This is a genomic window from Kitasatospora sp. NPDC086009, from assembly GCF_044540385.1.
GTDB lineage: Bacteria > Actinomycetota > Actinomycetes > Streptomycetales > Streptomycetaceae > Kitasatospora.
This window is the reverse complement of sequence record NZ_JBITSA010000004.1, coordinates 319168-337158: the sequence shown is the minus strand read 5'-3', so window position 1 is coordinate 337158 and position 17991 is coordinate 319168. Positions and strand designations below refer to the sequence as shown.

The window sequence follows — 17991 nt, the reverse complement described above, 5'->3', positions numbered from 1 at the left end:
CGAACGCGGGGCCGCCCCGGACGTCACGGGGCGGCCGGCAGGTCCCGGTAGACCTCGGCGACGGCACGGGGGCCCGGCAGGGCGGCCAGCTCCTCCAGGGTGAGCGGCCGGCCGGCCGGATCGGCTATGGGCAGCCGCCAGTTGGGGTACTCGTCGACCGTGCCGGGCAGGTTCTGCGGGCGGCGGTCCCCCACCGTGTCGGGCAGCCAGACGCCCAGCAGCTTCGCCGGGGTGAGCGCGAGGAACCGGTGCAGGCCGAGCACCTCCCGGCTCGGCACCTCCGGGCCCGGCACCTCCCCGGTCCGCGGGCCGGGTGCGCCGAGTGCGCCGGCCCGCTCCGCCTCGGCGAGCCAGCCGGCGCTCTCGGCCGCCGCCGCGGCCGCGGCCTGCTCCACCGGTTCGGCGAGCAGGCCGAGCTTCTCGTGCAGGCCGACGTGGTCACCGTCCAGCCAGGCGGCGGTGCTGGGCAGGTCGTGGGTGGTGAGGGTGGCCAGGCAGCCGTCGCGCCACTCCTCGGGCGGGAGCGGACCGGAGCGCTGTTCCGAGCCCCCGAGGTACTCGAAGCGCAGCACGGACGTACCGAGGATCCCCCGGTCCGTCAGCTCCTCGCGGACTCCGCGCTCGACGGTGCCCAGGTCCTCGCCGATCACCATGCTGCCGGCCCGGTGCGCCTCCAGGGCGAGCACACCCAGCATCGCCTCGTGGTCGTACCGGACGTAGGCGCCCTCGGCGGCCCGCGCCCCGGCGGGGACCCACCAGAGCCGGAACAGCCCCATGATGTGGTCCAGCCGCAGTGCGCCGGAGCGGTGCAGCGTGCCGCGCAGCACCTCGGCGAACGGCGCGTACCCGGCCTCGGCGAGCGTGTCGGGCCGCCAGGGCGGCAGGCCCCAGTCCTGGCCGTGCGGGTTGAAGTCGTCGGCCGGGCAGCCGACCGTCATGCCCTCGGCGAGGTAGCGCCGCAGGCTCCAGGCGTCCGCGCCCTCGGGATCGACGCCGACCGCCAGGTCGTGCATGAGCCCGATGGCCATGCCCGCCCCGGTCGCGGCCCGCTGCGCCTCGCCGAGCTGTTCGTCGACCAGCCAGGCGACCCTGCGGTGGAACTCGATCCGGCCGGCCAGCTCGCGCCGGGCGCCGGCGACGTCGGGCCCGTCGGGGCTGCGCAGCCCGGCGGGCCAGGACCGCCACCGGGTGCCGTGCACCTCGGCGAGGGCGCACCAGGTCGCGAAGTCGGTCAGCCCCGGCCCCTCCGTGTCGGTGTACCGCCGGTAGGCGGCCTGCCGGGCCGCGTCGAGCGGTACCCGGTGGAGGAGTTCCAGGGCGCGGAACTTGAGGTCGCGGACGGCCGCCCGGTCGATCAGTGCGCCGGTGAGGACGGCCTCGCGCAGCCGGCCCCCGCTCGCGGCCAGCTCCTCGACGGCGGCCCGGTCGGCGGGTGACAGGGCCGCGTACTCGGGTACCGCCTCGATGCGCAGGTTCATCGGGTCGGGGTAGCGCCGGCTGCTGGGCCGGTACGGGGACGGGTCGGGCAGCGGGCCGGGCACGTACGCGTGGAGCGGGTTGAGCTGGACGAAGTCGGCGCCGAGGGCGCCGGCCCAGCGGCCCAGGTCGGCCAGGTCGCCGAGGTCGCCCATGCCCCAGGAGCGCGCGGAGAGCACCGAGTAGAGCTGGGCCAGGAATCCCCAGCCGCGCCCGGCGGGACCGGCCAGCCGGGTGGGCGCGACCAGCAGCGGGGCGGCCTCCCGCCGGCCGGCCCGCTCGGCGTGGAGGGTGTGGCGGCCGACCGGGAGTTCGGCGAGGTCCGTGCCGAGGTCGCGGACGGGCCTGGTCCGGCCGTCCTCGGTCTCGACCAGCAGGTCGGTGCGGGGCGGTGTCCGCAGGTCGGCGCGCGGGCGTCCGGAGCGGAGCACGACGCTGGGCGGGAGCAGGCGTTCGGCGAGGGCGCGCCGGCGCTCGGAGAGGGCCGCCCGGACGGAGCCGCCGGTGGCGGCGTCGACGCCCAGGGCGGCCAGCACGGCCCGCAGCGTGTCCGGGGAGGTCTCGATCCGTCGGCCGACGTCGGTGGTCCAGTGGGTGGAGACGCCGTGCAGTTCGGCCAGTTCGGACAGCTCACGCGTGGGCGACATCGGTCGGACTCTCCCGTCGGTCGGTGGTGGATGGGGCGGCGGCGGGCCGGTCGGCGGCGGATCGACCGGCGTCGGGCGGGAAGAACCGTTCGAGCACCACCGCGACCCCGTCCTCCTCGTTGCTGGGGGCCGTTTCGTCCGCGCGGCGCCGGAGTTCGGCGTGGGCGTTGCCCATGGCGACTCCGTATCCGGCCCACTCGATCATCGGGATGTCGTTGGGCATGTCGCCGAACGCGATGGTGTCGGCGGGGGTGAAGCCGAGCAGGGCGGCCGCGGCGGCCAGTCCGCTCGCCTTGCTGACTCCGGCGGGGAGCAGCTCCACCAGCCCCTCGCCGGAGTGGGTGACGGCGACCTCGTCCGCGCAGACCCGTCGGGCCAGCGCGGCGAGCTCGTCGTCGCCCAGGTGGTCGTGCCGGATCAGCACCTTGTCCACGGGCCGCGCCCAGAGGTCGTCCGGGCTCTCGGCCAGCCGCCAGCCGTGCCGCAGGCGGCTCTCGAACCCCGGTGTGACCAGGAAGTCCCCGGTCAGGCCGGCGGTCACCACCGCGAGTCGCAGCGGCCCCGCCTGCTCGGCGATGCGCGCGACCAGGGGTCGCACGGTCGGACCGTGCAGGCCCTGCGAGGACAGCAGCCGGTCGGCGCCGACGTCGTAGAGCTGGGCGCCCTGGCCGCAGACCGCCAGTCCCCGGTAGTCGAGTCGTTCCAGCAGGGTCCGGCAGCCGGCCGCTGCCCGGCCGGTGACCACCAGGTGGAGGGCGCCGGACGCCTCGGCCCGCGCGAGCGCGGCCCGCGTCCGGGCGGAGAGGCTGAGGTCGCCGCGCAGCAGGGTCCCGTCCAGGTCGGTGGCGACCACCCCGAAGGGCGGCGGACGGCGGCGGGTGGGTGCGGTCATGGGTCAGTCCCTCTCCAGTCCGGCGCCGACCGGCGTGACCCGCCGGGGGGTTTCCAGCGGGCACTCGTCCCAGGCGGAGCGGCCGTCGCTCAGCCGCAGCAGGAGGACCAGCGGCCCCTGCGGCCGCTCCCGCAGCACGGTGGTGAAGTACCCCTCGGCCCCGGCCAGCCGGTGCTCGCCGGTCGGCAGTACGAGCAGCACGCTCTCGGCGTGCGGCAGTCGGTAATCGATCCGCAGGCCGTCGCCGACCGGCTCGACCAGGCAGCGCCCGTCCACGAGGGCGGTTCGGCCCGGGTCGTCCAGGAGGACGGCGAGTTCGGCGCAGCGGGCGAAGTCGGCCCTGGCGTACGCGGCGGCGAACAGCTGCTCCAGCGCGGTCCGGTCCACCGCCGGCACGCATCTGCGGTAGTTCGCCAGGTCACCGCGGCCGAGCGCCGATTCGGCGATCTCGCGCCGGTGGGTGACCCAGTCGGTGTCGGCCAGGCTCTCGAACCAGCCGTACCCGGCGGCCCGCTCCGGCGTCAGTCCGGGCAGGACTCCGGCGGCGGCGGCCGCGAAGGTCGCCAGCCGGGTGGTGGCGGCCTTGCGCCAGGTGAAACGGCGGGCGAGCGCACGGGAGTTGTCGGAGAGGCGGCGGTACTCGGCCGGGTCCTCGCGGTGGATCCGGGCGGCCTCCAGGATCCGGTCCGTCAGGGCGGCGGCGAGCAGCGGGTCGTCCTCGGTGAACGAGCGGGGGACGGCGAAGCCGGTGGCGTCCGGGTGTTCGCGCGGCAGCTGGTGCCGGTAGTGGGTGGTGACCTCCTGTGCGGTGCCGATCGGCACCGCGCCGCAGGCCATCAGCTGTCCCTGGGCGATCAGGAAGGAGTCCAGCTCGAACTTGGACGGGAAGAGGCAGAAGTCGGCCGCCACGGCCTCCCGGTGGAGCACGTCCTCACCGGCCATGGACCAGTCCAGCCGGACCCGCCCGGGGTGACGGTTCGCGACCTCCTCGAAGAAGGGGTCGCCGACCGGGCTGACCACACCGTCCCCGCCGGCCGCGACGGCGCAGCGGACGACGAAGTTGATGTCCGGGTCGACGGCGAGCACGGCGTCGATCGCCCGGAACAGTTCGACCTGCCCCTTGTGGTGCACGGAGAAACGGGCCACGTGGTAGAAGGTCGGCAGGGCCGGGTCCAGCCCGCGGGCGGTGAGCAGTCGCGCGCGGTCGGCCCCGGCCGGGTCGCGAGCCAGCCAGCCGTCGGGCACGGCGCAGCCGCCGACGAACTGGCGGGCCGCCGACTCCCGGACGATCCGCGCGACGGTCAGGTCCTGGAAGGCGCGTTCGAAGGGCGTGTCCCGGAAGGTGGAGTAGAAGTCCAGCTGACCGGGGGTGAGGAAGTCCAGCAGGTCGCAGTTGGCGGCGACGAGCGCGTAGTAGCCGATGCCGTCGGCGGTGGGGCGGTCGGCCAGGTGGGTGCTGGGCAGTTGGGAGGTCATCGCCGCGGCGAGCCGGCCGGTGGCCGGCGGGTCGGCGAGCGCGTCCAGGTCGGCGTCGGTGTCGAACAGTTCCAGCAGCCGCTCCAGCTGCGGCCGGTGGACCTGCTGGTTGATCGGCATGTTGCTGGCCAGGGTGCTGACCACCAGGAAGCGCGGGTCGGTGCGCAGCACCGGCGGCAGCAGGTAGTGGTAGTAGGGCTCGTAGGCCTGCACCACCGCGGGCTCCGCGCCCAGGTCGAGGTGGGCGCGCAGGAAGCGCAGGCCGGAGACCTGGAAGACGAGCGGCTTGAAGAAGGCCAGGTCGTGGCCCTCGCTCGTGCGGGCCGGGTAGATCCGCTCGGGCAGCAGGTCGAGGTACTCGTCGGACAGGAAGTAGATGTCGACGCCCTCGTGCCGGAGCCGGTGGGCGCGGGTGGTGAGCCGCAGTTCGAGCTCGGCGGGGTGGCCGGGCCAGACGGCGCGGTCGAGTACCAGCGGCACGGTGTGCCGGTCGACGTGGTCCAGTTCCTCCAGCTCGTAGTGGGCCCTGAGGTGTTCGAGGCAGCCGTGCGCCGGGGTGATCACGGAGACGCGGTGACCCTGGTCGGCGAACTCGCGGGCCAGGTTCCACACCAGTGAGGCGAGGCCGCCACGCATGAGGCGGATGTCGAAGCCCACGCTCTCGAAGGCGAATTTGACGATGTGCACCGCCGGGTCCTCTCTGTCGTCGCGTCGGTCGTGCTGTCTCAGGCCTCGCCGGGGGCGTGCAGCGTGAGCAGGGTGTGCGCGGCCAGGGTGGCGGCGTCGGTGATCCGTCCGGACCGGACGAGGGCGCGCCATTCGTCCGGATCGGCCCAGCGCTGGACCATGTCCGCCTCGGAGGCCTCCCGCTCCGGCTCCCCCGCCGTCAGCTGTTCCGCCAGGAAGACGTGGCAGCCCTGGCTGGAGTAGCCGTAGGCGACGTGCAGCCGGCCCAGGTAGGTCATCCGGGCGGCCCGCAGGCCGGTCTCCTCGCGCAGTTCGGCGCGGGCCAGGTCGAGCGGGGCCTCGCCGCGGTGGCCCTCGGGCCAGGAGCCCTGCGGGAACTCCCAGTACCGGCCGCCGGCCGGGTAGCGGTACTGCTCCACCAGGTGCACCCGGCCGTCCTGGCGGGGGACGACCAGGGCGTAGTCGGGTTTGTCGACCACCCCGTACCGGCCGGCGCTGCCGTCGGCCCGTTCGATGTCGTCCTCGCGGACGGTCATCCACGGATTGCGGTAGACCTCGCGGGAGCGGACGGTGCGGATCACGGCTTGTCCTCCAGCAGGGCTCGGGTGCCCTCGGTGACTCCGCGCACCCGCAGCCCGTGGGCGGCCAGGAAGCCGGCCAGCCGGTCGCTGGTCAGGCAGGTGTTGGTGGGGCGGCTGGCGTAGCGGCCGGCGGCCTTGGGCACCTTGCGGACCAGCGAGCGGGGCACGCCGAGGCCGTCGGCGACGGCCTCGGCCCAGGCCGCCCGGGAGATCCGGTCGGGGCCGCCCAGGTGCAGCAGCGGGGGCGCCGCGCCGGCCAGCGCGGCGGCGGTGACGGCGGCGACGTCCTCGACCAGGACGGGTGTCGTCCACTGGTCGTCCGGGGCCTCCACCGGCTCCCCCCGGCGCAGGCTGTGGGCGCAGGCCGAGAAGAAGTTGAGCCACTTCCCCGCGTCGGCCGGCTCCCAGCCGTAGATCAGGCTGACCCGCAGCACGGTGGCGCCGGGTGTGCGTCCGACGATCCGCTCGGCCCGCAGCTTGGCCCGGCCGTAGGCGTTCGCGGGGGTGGTGGGCGCGTTCTCGTCGTTGGCCGGCGAGCTGCCGTCGAAGACGTTGTCGGTGGAGATCAGCACCGTCCGGCAGCCGGGTGCGGCGGCCGTGAGGTTGGCCGCCGCGGCCGTGTGCAGGTCGGCGGCGCGTTCGGGGTTGGCCTCGCACCAGGTCACGTCGGAGGGGCCGTGCACGAGCACCAGCCGGTCGGGGCGGACCTGCTCCACCACCCGGGCGCAGGACCGGGCGTCGGCCGCGTCGAGCGCCACCCAGGGGGCCGGCGGGGCGGTGAGCGGGTGCCGGGAGGCCAGCACGGGGCGGTCGCCGGAGGCGGCCAGCCGGGTGGCGACGGCGCGTCCGACGAAGCCGCTGCCGACGATCAGGGTGCGGGTCACCGGGCGGCCACCGCCTGCCGGGCGGTGCCGCGGGCGGTGAGCAGCCGGCCGGCGCCGATCAGCCCGTGGTCGTCGTCCGGCTCGCCGAGGACGACCATCCGGCCGATCTCCTCGGCGCTCAGGCCGAAGCAGCCGAGCCGTCGGAGCTCCTCGGTGAGCAGTTCGACGAAGCGCGGGCCGACGGCCAGGGCGAAGCCGCCCATCAGGACGTAGCGCCGTACGCCGATCGAGGCGAAGACGGAGGTGATCGCGGAGGCGAGGTGGGCGAGGCCGCCCCGCAGCACGGCGGTGGCGAACGCGTCGCCGGCGCGGACGGCGGCGACCAGGGCGCGGTTGTCGAGCCGCGCGGGGTCGGGCGCGTCCTGCGCGAGCCGGGAGCCGGCGTAGCCGGCCGGGTCGGCGAGGGCCGCGCGGCGGGCGGCGGCCTGCATGCCGCGGCCCGAGGCGATGGCGCCGAGGTGGCCGCGTCCGCCGCAGTCGCAGCGCGGTGCCCGCGGGGACGGGTCGCTCGTCCAGTGGCCGAGCTCGCCGCCGTGCCCCTCGGGGTCGAGCAGCACCTCCCCGGCGCGGTAGACCTTGCTGCCGATCCCGGAGCTCACCGTGATCAGGCAGAACGGCTGCCGGCCCTCGGTGGCGACGTACCGCCAGACGGCGGCCGTCAGGTCGTTGACGACGACGACCGGGAGGCCGAGCCGCTCCTCCAGCAGCAGGCGCAGCGGCAGCGGTTCGCCGCGGCCGCCCCAGACGGTGGGTGCGGTCATCACGCGGCCGTCGGCCGTGACGGGGCCCGCGAAGGCGAGCGCCAGGGCGCTGCTGCGGTGGCGCCGCACGGCCCGGCCGGCCAGTTCGGACAGTTGTGCGACGATCCGGTCCTGCAGTTCGGGCACCGGCGCGCCGGGGTGCCGGTCCATGCCCTCGGTGGGGGTGCGGCGGATGTCGGTGAGCGCGTCGGTGGCGGTGTCGTAGCGGGCGATCCGCAGGGTGGTTCCGCCGAGGTCGGCGACGGTGAAGGCGGACTCAGACACGGGCCCCTCCCCGGGCGTACTCCATGGGCTGCACGTAGCCGTCCTCCAGGACGACCGCCGAGTCGATCTCGGCTCCCGCGGGCACGCTCGCGCCGGGCAGCAGGACGCTGCGGCGCACCACCGCCCCGGCGCCGATCCGCACGCCCGGGAAGGCGACGCTGTGCTCGATCCGGCCGTGGTTGGCCAGGTCGGCGGGCACCACGCTGCGCTCGACGCCCGGGGCGCGGACGACCAGGCCGCGCGCCGTCGCGGGCCGGACCGTGAGCGGCAGCCGGTCGAGGGGCAGGGTCGGGCCGTCCCCCACCATGGCCAGGTGGGCCCGGTGGTAGCGCTCGACGGTGCCGATGTCCTCCCAGTGCCCGGGGACTTCGTAACCGAGGATCCGCTCGCCCCCGGCGAGCATGGCGGGGATGACGTCGCGGCTGATGTCGTGCTGCCAGTCGGTGCCGTCGAGGTGCTCCAGGTAGCGGTGCAGCACCGTCGCGTCGAAGACGCAGAAGGCGGCGAACACCAGGTCGCTGGTCGGCTCGGCGGGCTTCTCCACGAAGCCGGTCAGCCGCCCGGCGGCGTCGAACTCGACCATTCCGAAGAGGTGGACGAAGCGGCGTTCGATCCGCTGGTAGGCCACGGTGAGCGCGGCGCCGGTGCGGCGGTGCCGCTCGATCAGCGGGCGGTAGTCGAAGCGGTAGACGTGGTCCGCGTGCAGCACCAGCACCTCGCTGGTGCCAGGGCCGAAGACGTAGCGGGCCTTGCGGATCAGGGCGTCCGCGGTGCCCCGCTCCGGCGGCCCGTCGGGGCGGACGAGCGCGCTCTCCCCGCCCTCGCGGTAGGCCCGGTCGTAGGGGCCGAAGTTCACCCGGAAGCCGGGGCGCCACCACGTCCGGTGCAGGTCGTCCATCAGCTGCTTCTCCTCGTACTGGGAGAGCAGCAGCACCTCGCCCAGGCCGGAGGCGGCGGCGTTGGCGAGCGAGAAGTCGATCAGGCGGCAGGCACCGCCGAAGGGCACCAGCGGCTTGAGCCGGCCGTGGCCGAGCCGGCCCATCCGGCGGCCCTCGCCGCCGGCCAGCAGGACGGTGCGCACGGAGTCAGCCATGTCGGATCACGTCCCAGGTCGCGCGGCCGGTGGTGAGGGTGAGCAGGAAGTGCAGGTCCTCGCCGGGGGCCGGCAGCGGGCAGGTGAACACGTCGCCGCTGCGGTCGAGCTGGTGCACGATCACCTGTCGGCGGCCCGGTCCCGGCGGGGCGAGCCGGACCAGTTCGACCCGCTCGGCGTGCGGCAGCCGGTAGACGATCGAGCCGTCCTCGACGGTGCAGCGCCCGTCCAGCCTGGCGCGCAGCGCCGGGTCGCGGTCCGCGGTCGGCTCGCAGCGGACGAAGTCGGCGCGGGCCCAGGCCGCTTCGAACAGGGCGCGGTCGGTCGCCGGGTCCGGTTGGTGGCAGCGCCGGTGGGCCTCGGCGTCGCCGAGCCGGGCGGCGGCCTCGGCCACCGCGGCCCGGTCGCTCTCGTACGCCTCGTCCGGCAGCAGGTCGAACCAGCCGTGCCGGAGCACGCGGTCCAGGCCCAGCTCCGGCGAGCGTCCCTCCCAGAGCGGGGTGAAGGCCGCCACGTGCAGGTCGGCGGCGTGACTCCAGGTGAACCGCCGGGCGTTGGCGACCGCGTTGGCGCGCAGCCGGCGGTACTCCTCCGGCCGCTCGCGCAGCAGTGCCGCGGCCTGGTGGATGCGCCGGGCGAGGGCGTCGGCGAGCAGGGGGTCGTCCTCGGCGAACGAGCGGTTGACGGCGAAGCCGGTGGCCCGCTCGGCCTCGGGGCCGGCCAGCGGGTCGGCGACGTGTCCGAAGTGCGCCATGCCGCGCTGGGCGGTGGCGATCGGCACCGCGCCCGCGGCCATCGCCTCGCCCTGGGCGATCAGGAAGGTGTCCATCTCGAACTTGGACGGGAAGAGGCAGAAGTCCGAGGACGCCGCGTACTCGACGATCCGCCGCTCGTCGACGCGCTGCCACTCCAGGTGCACGCGGCCCTCGTGGCGTCGCACCACGTCGTGGACGTAGGGGTCGTCGATCCCGGAGTCGCTGATGCAGCGCAGCACGAAGTTGGCGTCCAGGCCCTCGTTCAGGACCCGGTCGACGGCGCGGAACAGTTCGACCTGCCCCTTGTGGTTCACCGCGTAGCGCGCGTTGTGGAAGAAGGTCGGCCGGGCGGGGTCGAGTCCGAGCCCGCCCAGCACGGCGGCCCGGTCGACGGCGGGCGGCTCGCCGGTGGTCCAGGTGTCGCCGACGGCGCAGCCGCCGACGAAGCTCTTGTGGGCGTTGCGGCGCACCGTGTCGTGGATCGGCAGCCGGGTGAAGAGCTGTTCGAAGGGGGTGTCGGCGAAGTCGGTGTAGAACTCCAGGTGGCCGGGTGAGAGGAAGTCGACCAGGTCGGCGTGGTCGGCCACCAGGTCGTACACCCGGACGTGCCCCGGGCCGTACTCGTAGTGCAGGTGCGTGAGTTGCTGGTAGCCGCTCATCACCTGCTCGTGCTCGGTGAGCGGGTGTCCGGCGTCCTCGGCGGGCAGCTCGACCCCGGCGCCGAGGAACTCCAGCAGCCGTTCCACCTTGGGGCGGTAGACCTTCTTGGTGATCGGCATGTTGCTCTGCACGGTGCCCACCACCAGCTTGTCCGGGTCGTGGCGGAACGCCGCGGGCATCAGGTAGTGGTAGTACGGCTCGTGGGCGTGCAGGACGGCCTTCTCCTCGGCGAACCGCTCGCGCACGAAGCGGATGCTGTCCACCTGGTAGGCGAGCGGTTTGAAGAAGACCAGGTCGTGGCCCTTGCTCTGGTAGGGCGGGTAGAACCGGTCGGGCAGTTCGTCGAGCAGCCGGTTGGAGAGGAAGTAGAGGTCGACGCCGTCCAGGCGCAGCAGGTGCGCGGTGGTGGTCAGCGGGATCCGCACCTCGGCGGGGAAGCGCTCGCCCCAGGTCTGCGGGTCGAGGACGAGGGGCAGCTCGTACTCGTCCCGGTAGTCCAGGGTCTCCAGGTCGTGGAGGCGCCGCAGGTCGTCCAGCCGACCGTGGGCCGGGGTGACGATGGAGACGCGGTGGCCGCGGTCGGCCAGCGCCTTGGAGAGGTTCCAGAGGTAGACGGAGGTGCCGCCCTGGATGAGGCGGTGGTCGAAGCCGCCGCACTCGAAGTAGGTCTCGATGATGTGCACGGGTGTCAGTCCTTCGCCGCGGAGGCGGGGAGTCGGGCGGCCTCCACGGCGTGCCGCAGGTTGATCGCCGCGTGGTAGGCGCGGTCGTGGGCGTACGCGTAGTCGAGTTCGTGGACGAGCCGGCGCAGCCGCAGCAGCCGCCAGGCGGGGTGGCCGGCCAGCGGCCGGCCGTCGGTGATCAGCAGGTCGCCGGTGCGGGCCGCCCAGAGCCGGGCGGCGGACGTGAGCCGGGCCAGCTCGGCGACGTGCCGGGGGGTCCAGCCGGGCGTGTCCGGCTCCGCGCCGGCGGCGAGCAGCAGCGCCGTCCGGCAGGTGTCCTCGGGGTCCGTCCGGAGCGTCCGGGCCGCGTGGTCGGCCAGCTCGTCGGCGGTGAAGATCTCCAGGCCGCGTTGCAGGGCGGCGAGGTCCTGCCAGGGCGACTGCGCGGTGGACGGGTCGGCCGGGTCGGCCTCCGGGGTGGAGAGGTCGATCACGCACAGCTCCCAGCTGCCGTCCGCGCGCTCGCGGCGCAGCAGGTGGGACAGGTGCAGGTCGCCGTGGCAGGGGCCGGCCGGCCAGGGCCGCGGCGGCAGGGCGGCGATCCGCGCCAGCTCGCGGTCGAGACCGGCGGCGGCGGCCTGCCGGACGGTGACGGGGAAGCGGTCGTCGTCGAGGATCAGCGGGCGCAGCGCGGCGGTCCGCCCGGCGGTCTCGGCCAGGAAGTCGCTCGCCGGGAACTCCGGGTGCGGGCCGAGCCGTTCGGCCAGGTCCCGGTGGAACTCGTGCAGGAACCGGCCGGTCGCGCGCAGCGGCCCGGCCAGGGCGCGCTGGGAGTCGGCGACGGCGTCCTCCGGGTCGGCGCCGGCGTGCAGGAGGGGCCACATGGCGCGGATCGCGGCGCTCAGCGGAACGTTCAGGCCGTCGCCGTCGACGTAGCGGTAGAGCACGCCGAGCGGCTCCCGGCGGCCGGTGGCGGTCTCCACGTAGGCGTAGTCACCGGCCGGCTGCTGGGTCCGGCCGCCCGGTGCCATCAGGCGGAGCAGCTCGGGCTCGCGGGTGCCGACGCCGATCCGCCGGTACGTCTTGTGGGCGTGCGCGGCGCCGCCGAGGTCGAGCAGCGAGAGCGCGTTGGAGGACCAGCCCGGGTCGAACGGCAGCCGGCCGCGGTACTCGGCGGGGTCGCCGCGGAACTCGATCAGGTTGCCCCGGGCGGTGGGCAGCCGCAGGCCGTTCCGCAGGGCCCGGACGACCAGTTCGTCGTACTCGGGGGTGCGGTCGGCGCCGCGGCCGGGGTCGTCGTCCATGACGGGCACGAACCAGCGGCCGGTGCGCTCGCCGGCGGGGGCGACGATCAGCAGGCGGACGGTCTCCAGCGTGGCCTGGTCCAGGAGTTCGAACCGCCCGGCGCGGCGGCCGGTCTCGTCGATCCAGGAGGCCCGGCGCAGGAGGTCGACCGTGGCCGGCGGAAGGCTGCCGAGCAGCAGGGTGTCCATGTTCAGCTCCCGGTCATCTCGTAGCGGTCGACGCCCCGGTGCCACACCAGCAGGGCGAGTGCCGCCAGGGCGGCGGTCACCACCGGCAGCCAGCGCAGCAGGTCCGTCGCTCCGAAGAGCAGGTAGGACGCGGGGGCGTAGGCGGTGAAGGCGTAGGGCAGCAGCCAGGTGAGCAGCCACCGCAGGGAGGGGTGGTACAGGTCGAGGGGGTAGCCGGCGAAGTCGCCCAGCTGGTTGGCGGCGTACAGGGCCGGGAAGCTGTTGGTGGTCCAGAAGGACAGCGCGGCGAACGCCGTCTTGATCGAGGCGAGGATCAGGGCGCCGCACAGCACCAGCAGCGGGACGAGCAGCAGCCGGCCGGCGCTCGGGCCGAGGTCCAGCTGGTCGGCGGCGTACCAGGTGATGGCCACGCCGGTGACCAGCTCGCCGAAGCCGTCCGGGTAGAGGAAGCGTTCGGACAGCAGCGCGTACAGCGGGTGGACCGGCCGGATCAGGTACCGGTAGAACTCGCCGGACTGCACCAGGCGCCGTGCCAGGATCCACAGTTGGTCGGTGAACAGCCGGTCCAGGCCGCGCGGGAGGAGCGAGAACCCCAGCAGGAACAGCACCTGGTGGAAGTTCCATCCCGCGATCACCGGGACCTGCCGGAACACCATCCCGACCACGGCGAGCTGGCCGCCCACCCGGAGCAGCAGGCCGCCCGCCCCGAGGGCGAAGTCCATCCGGTACTCGGTCAGCCGGTGCAGGCTGACGGCGCTCAGGTACCAGGTCAGCCGGGTGTAGCGGGCCGCGGTGGTGAACGCGCTCATCCGCCCAGCACCTCCACCCTGCGGACGGCCCCGCGCCAGGCGAGGGCGGCCAGGGCGGTCAGGCCGACGGCCCAGCCGGCCTGACCGGCCAGGATCCCGGCGGCCTCGGCGGGCCCCCGGTAGTGGCCGAGCAGCAGCCGCAGCGGTCCGTCGACCAGGGCCTGGAACGGCAGCAGGTGCGCGACGGCGGCCAGCGGCCCCGGCATCAGGGCGAGCGGCACGACCTGGCCGGCGAAGAACGCGACCACGCTGTCCTTGACGATCCGCACGCCCCAGATGTTGGTGGTGACGAAGCCGGCCAGGCCGACCAGCAGGTTCACCCCGAACCCGATCACCAGCGAGAGCCCGGCGGACAGCGCGAACAGCAGACCGCCCGCCCAGCTCGGCGCGGACAGCGGCAGCAGCAGCGCGTACAGCAGCACCACCGGGACGGCGACCGTCCCGGCGTTGACCAGGGAGACCGGCAGGCCGGCGGCGAACCGCGCCAGCGGGTAGCTGACCGGGCGCAGCAGCGAGACCGCGATGTCGCCGCGCTGGACCTCCCCGGCCACCTCCTCGTCCACCCGGCTGGCCTGGAGCAGCGCCAGCATCTGGGCGAGCAGCACGTACGTGGTCAGCTCGGGCAGGTCGTACCCGCCGGGCGGGCCGCCGGTGCGGCCCGCGTACACCGCGCGCCAGAGGAAGACCTGGAGGCCGACGGCCGTGGTCGCGGTGACCGCGTTGATCACGAAGGTCGAGCGGTACTGCAGCAGGCCCTGCAGGCTGGCGGCGGCGAACGGGGTGTAGCGGCGCCAGGTGACGGCGAGCGGGGTGCGGCGGTGCCAGGTGGCGGAGGCCGTCACAGCAGCGCCTCCCGGGGCTCGGCCCGGCGGGTGTAGATCCGGCGGAGCACCGTTTCGAGGTCGGGCTCGGGGGCGACGCAGTCGGTGACGTCGAAGTGCTCCAGCAGGAAGCCCATCACCTCCCGGGCGGACGAGTGCCGGGTCGGGTACTCGACCCGGATCCGTCCGCCCTCGACCGGCCGGGCGGTCACGCCCGGCAGCCTGTCCTCGATCATCGCGATCGCCTGGGCCGGCGCGGGCCAGCCCTGGTGCTCGAAGACGACCGACCGGGTGTCGGCGGCGCGCAGCAGCTCGTGCACGGTGCCCTGGTGCACCACCTCGCCCCGGTTGACGACCAGGACCTGGTCGCAGATCGAGGTGATGTCGCCGATGTCGTGGCTGGTGAGCATGACGGTCGTGCCGAGTTCGGCGTTGACCCGGTTGACCAGTTCGCGCACGGCCTCCTTCAGGACCAGGTCCAGACCGACGGTCGGCTCGTCGAGGAACACGACGGCCGGATCGTGCAGCAGGCTCGCGGCCACCTCGGCGCGCATCCGCTGGCCGAGGCTCAGCTGCCGCACGGGGGTGCTGCCGAGGGCGTCGAGGTCGAGCAGCTCGCGGTAGAGCGCCATGTTGCGCCGGTAGACCGGGGCGGGGATCTCGTGGATGCGGCGCAGGATCCGGAAGGAGTCCGGGACCGGGAGGTCCCACCAGAGCTGGCTCCGCTGGCCGAACACCACGCCGATGTTGGCGGCGTTGCGGCGGCGCTCCCGGTACGGCTCCAGGCCGGCCACCAGGCAGCGGCCGGAGGTCGGGTTCATGATCCCGGTCAGCATCTTGACGGTGGTGGACTTGCCCGCGCCGTTGGCGCCGATGTAGGCGGCCCTGGCGCCGGCCGGGATCTCGAAGGAGACCCCGGAGACGGCGCGCACCAGGCGGTGCTCCCGGCTGAACAGCGTGCCGAGGCTGCCGAGCAGACCGGGCCTGCGCTCGTAGACCTTGAACTCCTTGACCAGGTTCTCCGCGACGATCACCGGCCGGCCTCCGTGACCCGCTCCAGGGCGCGCCCGAGCAGGGTGATGCCCTCCTCCAGGAGCGCCCGGTCGATGGTGAACGGCGGGGCGAGCCGGATGATGTGGCCGCCGAGCGAGGTGCGCAGTCCGAGGTCGAGGGCGGCGAGGTAGACGGCGCGGGCGATCTCGGGCGCGGGCTCCCGGCTCTCCCGGCTGCGGACGAACTCCAGCCCGTGCAGCAGTCCGAGTCCCCGGACGTCGCCGAGGACCTCGAACCGGGACTTGAGTTCGGCCAGCCGGTCGTCGAGCAGCGCACCGAGGGTACGGACGTTCTCGATCAGGGTGTCGCGGGCCACCACCTGCAGGGTGGCCTTCGCGGCGGCGATGCCCAGCGGGTTGTTGGCGTAGGTGGAGGCGGTGGATCCGGCCCCGGCCGCCCGCGGGTGGCGCAGCAGCTCCGCGCGTCCGGCCAGGACGGCGAACGGGAAGCCCGAGGCCATGCCCTTGGAGAGGGCGACCAGGTCGGGCTGGACGCCGAAGCGCTCGCTCGCCAGGAAGCTGCCGGTGCGACCACCGCCGGTGAGGACTTCGTCGGCGACCAGCACGACCCCGTTCTGCCGGGCGCTGTCGGCGATCTGCTCCCAGTAGCCGGGCGGCGGCACGATGACTCCGGCCGCGCCGAGCACCGGCTCGAAGACCAGCGCCGACACGTTGGACTTCTCGGTGATGTGCCGCCGGACCAGCGAGGCGCACCGCACCCCGCAGGAGGGGTACTCCAGTTCGAGCGGGCAGCGGTAGCAGTACGGCGAGTAGCCGAGGATGCTGTTGCCCGCGTGGGCCTGGTTGCCGATGTCCCAGTGCACCAGCATCCGGGCGCCCTGGGTCTTGCCGTGGAAGCCGTGGCGCAGCGCGCCGATCCGGTTGCGGCCGGGGTCGGCGACGGCCTGCACGGCGCGCAGCGCGGCCTCGACGACCTCGGCCCCGGTCGAGAAGAAGCCGTAGGTGTCGAGCTGTTCGGGCAGCAGGCGGGCGAGCAGCTCGCACAGCTCGGCCCGGTCGGCGGTGGCGAAGTCGTGGACGTTCCACAGCCGGCCGGCCTGCTCGGTGAGCGCCGCGACCACCTCGGGGTGGCAGTGGCCGAGCGACTGGGTGAGGGTTCCGGCGGCGAGGTCGATGTACTGGTCGCCGTCGAGGTCGGTGAGGACGGCGCCGCTGCCCTCGACGAACACCCGGCGCCCGAGGGCGGACTCCTCCGAGGCTCCCGGCGCGAGGTGGACGGCCTCCCGGGCCAGCAGCTCGCTCTGGCGCGGGCCGGTCACCGGGCGCCGCCCATCGGGCCGACCTCGAAGACCAGCAGCTGGAGGTCTTCGTCCGAGGCGTTGGCGAGGCCGTGCTCGCCGTACGCGCGGTTGGGGACGACGTCCCCGGCCCGGACCTCGAACTCCTCGCCGTCCAGGGTCATCAGGCCCCGGCCGGACAGGATCACGTAGGTCTCCTCGTCGTCGGCGTGGCGGTGCAGGCCGATCGAGGTGCGGGGCGGCAGCACCACCAGGTCGATGAAGGCGACGGGGGCCGGGGCGCTCTCGCCGTGGTAGGCCCGGTGGGCGAGGATCGTGCCGGCACCCCCGTGGTCGGCGTTCACCCCTCGGAGCAGGCCCTCGTGCAGGTTGGACACCCGGCTGCGGGTCACACCACGGGCCGGCGGCGGTTCGGCGGGACTCATCTCGGTGCGGGCTCCTGTCGGGGACGGGACGGACGGGGCGTCCGTCGGCGGGCCGGGTTCAGTGCGCGACGGCGAGCGGACCGGGGAGGGTTCCCGGGCGGACGGCCAGGGCGTCCAGCGCCTCCTCCAGCGCGGCGGCCGGGATGTCCTCCAGGTCGTCGACGAAGACCGCGGAGCCGATGCCGTCGGGCACCACCAGGTGCAGCCGGCGCCCGCGCCGCTCCCAGGACGCTCTCAGGGCCCGCTGCATCAGCTCGGGCGTGCAGGTCTGCGGGTCGTACACCGGAAGGCCGAGGCGGGAGATCAGGCGGACGATCCGCTCGCAGTCCTCGGCGCCGATCACGCCGAGCACGCGGGCGAGTTCGCTGGAGATCGCCATGTCGACGGCCACCGACTCGCCGTGGGCGATCCGGTAGTCGCTGGCCGTCTCGATCACCGGCCCGAAGGTGTGCCCGAAGTCGACCAGCCGCGCCAGGTCGTGCTCGCGGAGGTTCGGGCAGAGCTCCTCCATCATCAGCGCCATGGAGGTGCGCAGTACGTAGTCCTCGACGCCGCGCCCACCGTCGGCGGCCAGCCACGAGGGGGGCGGGCAGGGCTGCCGGAAGACCTCCGGGCACTCCTCCAGGGCGCGGAACAGCTGCGCGTCCTTGATGATCGCCATCTTGGCGATCTCCCCCAGCCCGCAACGGATCTGGCGCGCGGGCAAGGTCCGGAGGAAGGCCGGATCGTTGATCGACGCGTGCGCCGGGTGGTACGACCCGAGCATGTTCTTGGTGCCGAGGGCGTTGACCCCGGTCTTGACGCCGACGCCGACGTCGACCTGGCCCACCAGGGTGGTGTTGACCTTGATGTAGCGCACGCCCCGGCAGTAGACGGCCGCCGCGAAGCCCACCGTGTCGCAGGTGACGCCGCCGCCGACGGCGATCATCACGCCGCGCCGGTCCAGCCCGGCGGCCTTGGCCTCCGCGCAGATCCGCTCGACGGAGTCCATGGTCTTCTGTGCCTCGCCGCCGCCGATCACCACCACGCTCCAACTGCCCGGCGCCAGACGCTCGGCCAGGTAGCGGCGTAGCTGTTCGCCGTAGAGCCGGTCCACGGACGGGCCGAGGAAGGCGATCACCCGGCGCCCTTCGCAGTACTCGGCCAGCAGCGGGTTCCCCGGTGCGAACACGCCGTCGGTGAGGTCGACGCGGTACGAAGTCCCCTCCGGTGCACGGAGCGCGAAGCCCCCGTCGTCGGCCCGCACGCCGTGCCCGGCCCATGCTGTCTGCTCCGCCACAACACTCCTCGGATC

At 74.4% G+C, this 17991-nt stretch carries 15 protein-coding genes; all 15 read right to left on the bottom strand.

What is annotated here, in order from left to right:
- Nucleotides 1-23 precede the first annotated feature (23 nt).
- From malQ to ACIF6L_RS13330, 15 genes are read right to left on the bottom strand one after another with little or no spacing between them, the layout of a single operon-like run.
- Nucleotides 24-2123, bottom strand: a complete 2100-nt coding sequence (gene malQ, locus ACIF6L_RS13400) for a 4-alpha-glucanotransferase (protein ID WP_396489094.1) — start codon at nt 2121-2123, stop codon at nt 24-26.
- Nucleotides 2107-3015 (bottom strand): HAD family hydrolase, encoded by a 909-nt coding sequence (locus ACIF6L_RS13395; RefSeq protein ID WP_396489096.1) that lies wholly within the window; start codon nt 3013-3015, stop codon nt 2107-2109. The genes malQ and ACIF6L_RS13395 overlap by 17 nt, the downstream gene beginning before the upstream one ends.
- A 3-nt stretch (nt 3016-3018) precedes the next feature.
- Nucleotides 3019-5178, bottom strand: a complete 2160-nt coding sequence (locus ACIF6L_RS13390; RefSeq protein WP_396489098.1) for a glycogen/starch synthase — start codon at nt 5176-5178, stop codon at nt 3019-3021.
- Between the two features lie 38 nt (nt 5179-5216).
- On the bottom strand, nt 5217-5759 hold the full coding sequence (locus tag ACIF6L_RS13385; protein WP_329485284.1) for an NUDIX hydrolase: 543 nt from the start codon (nt 5757-5759) through the stop codon (nt 5217-5219).
- A complete protein-coding gene (locus ACIF6L_RS13380; RefSeq protein ID WP_396489100.1) occupies nt 5756-6643 on the bottom strand; it encodes a sugar nucleotide-binding protein in 888 nt (295 codons plus the stop codon). The genes ACIF6L_RS13385 and ACIF6L_RS13380 overlap by 4 nt, the downstream gene beginning before the upstream one ends.
- A complete protein-coding gene (locus ACIF6L_RS13375) occupies nt 6640-7668 on the bottom strand; it encodes an ROK family protein (RefSeq protein WP_359806648.1) in 1029 nt (342 codons plus the stop codon). Before ACIF6L_RS13375 ends, ACIF6L_RS13380 begins: the two co-directional genes overlap by 4 nt.
- On the bottom strand, nt 7661-8761 hold the full coding sequence (locus tag ACIF6L_RS13370) for a sugar phosphate nucleotidyltransferase (protein WP_396489102.1): 1101 nt from the start codon (nt 8759-8761) through the stop codon (nt 7661-7663). The genes ACIF6L_RS13375 and ACIF6L_RS13370 overlap by 8 nt, the downstream gene beginning before the upstream one ends.
- Entirely contained in the window at nt 8754-10859 is a 2106-nt protein-coding gene (locus tag ACIF6L_RS13365) for a glycosyltransferase (RefSeq protein WP_396489104.1), read from the bottom strand. The genes ACIF6L_RS13370 and ACIF6L_RS13365 overlap by 8 nt, the downstream gene beginning before the upstream one ends.
- A gap of 5 nt (nt 10860-10864) precedes the next feature.
- Nucleotides 10865-12331: a hypothetical protein gene (locus tag ACIF6L_RS13360; protein ID WP_396489106.1), complete on the bottom strand. Its 1467-nt coding sequence runs from the start codon at nt 12329-12331 to the stop codon at nt 10865-10867.
- 2 nt (nt 12332-12333) lie between these two features.
- Nucleotides 12334-13140 carry an ABC-2 family transporter protein gene (locus ACIF6L_RS13355; protein ID WP_329485290.1) on the bottom strand — a complete coding sequence of 269 codons (807 nt, stop codon included), beginning with the start codon at nt 13138-13140 and terminating at the stop codon, nt 12334-12336.
- Entirely contained in the window at nt 13137-13982 is an 846-nt protein-coding gene (locus ACIF6L_RS13350; RefSeq protein WP_396489108.1) for an ABC transporter permease, read from the bottom strand. The genes ACIF6L_RS13355 and ACIF6L_RS13350 overlap by 4 nt, the downstream gene beginning before the upstream one ends.
- The gene (locus ACIF6L_RS13345; RefSeq protein WP_396489109.1) at nt 13979-14995 is read right to left on the bottom strand and encodes an ATP-binding cassette domain-containing protein; all 1017 of its coding nucleotides are present in this window, start codon (nt 14993-14995) and stop codon (nt 13979-13981) included. Before ACIF6L_RS13345 ends, ACIF6L_RS13350 begins: the two co-directional genes overlap by 4 nt.
- Nucleotides 14992-16293 carry an aspartate aminotransferase family protein gene (locus ACIF6L_RS13340; protein ID WP_396489111.1) on the bottom strand — a complete coding sequence of 434 codons (1302 nt, stop codon included), beginning with the start codon at nt 16291-16293 and terminating at the stop codon, nt 14992-14994. The genes ACIF6L_RS13345 and ACIF6L_RS13340 overlap by 4 nt, the downstream gene beginning before the upstream one ends.
- Nucleotides 16290-16697, bottom strand: coding sequence for a cupin domain-containing protein (locus ACIF6L_RS13335; RefSeq protein ID WP_329485294.1), 408 nt, complete (start codon nt 16695-16697; stop codon nt 16290-16292). The genes ACIF6L_RS13340 and ACIF6L_RS13335 overlap by 4 nt, the downstream gene beginning before the upstream one ends.
- 58 nt (nt 16698-16755) lie before the next feature.
- Nucleotides 16756-17976 carry a sedoheptulose 7-phosphate cyclase gene (locus ACIF6L_RS13330; RefSeq protein WP_396489113.1) on the bottom strand — a complete coding sequence of 407 codons (1221 nt, stop codon included), beginning with the start codon at nt 17974-17976 and terminating at the stop codon, nt 16756-16758.
- Nucleotides 17977-17991: the final 15 nt, after the last annotated feature.

What these genes read in the sequence shown, in the direction of transcription:
- malQ (WP_396489094.1), bottom strand. Translation starts at nt 2,123, where the DNA reads ATGTCGCCCACGCGTGAGCTGTCCGAACTGGCCGAACTGCACGGCGTC.
- ACIF6L_RS13395 (WP_396489096.1), bottom strand. Translation starts at nt 3,015, where the DNA reads ATGACCGCACCCACCCGCCGCCGTCCGCCGCCCTTCGGGGTGGTCGCC.
- ACIF6L_RS13370 (WP_396489102.1), bottom strand. Translation starts at nt 8,761, where the DNA reads ATGGCTGACTCCGTGCGCACCGTCCTGCTGGCCGGCGGCGAGGGCCGC.
- ACIF6L_RS13360 (WP_396489106.1), bottom strand. Translation starts at nt 12,331, where the DNA reads ATGGACACCCTGCTGCTCGGCAGCCTTCCGCCGGCCACGGTCGACCTC.
- ACIF6L_RS13355 (WP_329485290.1), bottom strand. Translation starts at nt 13,140, where the DNA reads ATGAGCGCGTTCACCACCGCGGCCCGCTACACCCGGCTGACCTGGTAC.
- ACIF6L_RS13335 (WP_329485294.1), bottom strand. Translation starts at nt 16,697, where the DNA reads ATGAGTCCCGCCGAACCGCCGCCGGCCCGTGGTGTGACCCGCAGCCGG.